The organism is Neisseria sp. P0021.S006, assembly GCF_051956895.1.
This window is the reverse complement of record NZ_JBQCWZ010000367.1, coordinates 1-1,409: the sequence shown is the minus strand read 5'-3', so window position 1 is coordinate 1,409 and position 1,409 is coordinate 1. Positions and strand designations below refer to the sequence as shown.

Genomic DNA, 1,409 nt, shown 5'->3' with positions numbered 1-1,409 from the left:
TTTGAAACACCTCTACCGGCGCAGGCAGCATAAACTCACCAAATACGGCACTGCCCAACGCCCACAACGCCACCACCACCATCGCCACACTCAGACCGGCAAAGCCGCTCCAAAGGTAGTCGATGATGTAAAACACCGCAGGCTGTGGTTTGCGGATTTTGTCGGTTTTAATCATGGTTTGAGTATTGGTTTGTATTTTGAAATCAGCAGGTTGGGTATGTGGATGCTTTAATCCAATTTTCAGATTATTAGTGTTATTTTCAGGTAGTCAACAGTAACTACGGTGTACTGCAAATTGTATTAAGTTTTGCAATGGCGTTATAGTTATGGAAACGTGCATAAACACTGCATTTGTTGCTGTCTTTCAAATTAAATAAAGAGTCATACCAATAAGCAATTAATGCACGTCTGACCCCATCTTTTTTTAAAAAATCTAGCGCGATATCAAAGGTACCATTTAAAAAAATGGAAACCGCTCTCGGTAAAACTGTTTTGTAATAACTCTTTTCAATATATTCATGTTGTTCAATCCAAGAAATTGTTCCTGGAAAATCTAAAATTAATTTATCTAACAATATCATATGGGTGCTTTGTGTATTCTTTCTATTTAAGGTACTAAAAGCTACCTCATGAGACCCGATATTCAACGTAAAATATCTGCCGCCATTTGTTGACGGGAAAAGTGAAAATGTCCATACCCCTTGGTATTCCAACCAGTGTGCCAATCCGGACAATATGAATAAATTCTTTAGATAAGAACATAAATATTCATCTTGAAACATCCTATCTACTTTGGGTTTGTGAATAATCAGGTTTTCATCCAAATCATTCAAAGCATCAGATGCTTCTTTAACGCTTAAATAAAAAAGTTCCTTTTGGTTAGCCTGATTTGTATTTAGACAGCTTCTAAATCGATAATGCAAATAATGTTCTACTTTCCGCCAATTATTTACTTGTCTAAAATCTGCCAGTTCCCATTTTCCTAATTTTTTATAAGGTTCAGTTTGGTTGATTTCTTTAATACGCTTAATCGGTGGATAATTACTACCTCCAATTTTTACACTATCACAATTTTTAGAAGTCAAAATATAGACATATCCTATAGATTTAGTATCAAACATAATTTAAAGTACGCTTCTTCAAAATATATTTATTTTACATTCATAATAGCAAATTGGGTTATGACCAAAAATCTTATTATATCCGTTTGATGTTGTTAGTTTTGAAGCACCAAACTTTGGTGGGCGGGGATGCCCACCCTGAGGTTTTTAAGCCAAGAAGAACCCGTTATCCGGCAGCTTGCCGCCCAAGAGTTTCGGGTTGAACTGCATCAGAATTTCGTAAAACTTCAAAATCTCGTTCTTCACTTCGCTGCCTTTGGTTACCGTCAGCCGCGCACCGTCTAAGCC

At 36.8% G+C, this 1,409-nt stretch carries 1 protein-coding gene and 2 pseudogenes; all 3 read right to left on the bottom strand.

What is annotated here, in order from left to right; translation table 11 throughout:
- A pseudogene (locus ACTHUM_RS14180) lies at positions 1-175 on the bottom strand (ABC transporter permease); the annotation flags it as partial.
- 103 nt (positions 176-278) lie between these two features.
- Positions 279-1,121: a GIY-YIG nuclease family protein gene (locus ACTHUM_RS14175; protein WP_440403188.1), complete on the bottom strand. Its 843-nt coding sequence runs from the start codon at positions 1,119-1,121 to the stop codon at positions 279-281.
- A gap of 147 nt (positions 1,122-1,268) precedes the next feature.
- Positions 1,269-1,409: pseudogene (locus ACTHUM_RS14170) on the bottom strand (ABC transporter substrate-binding protein); the annotation flags it as partial.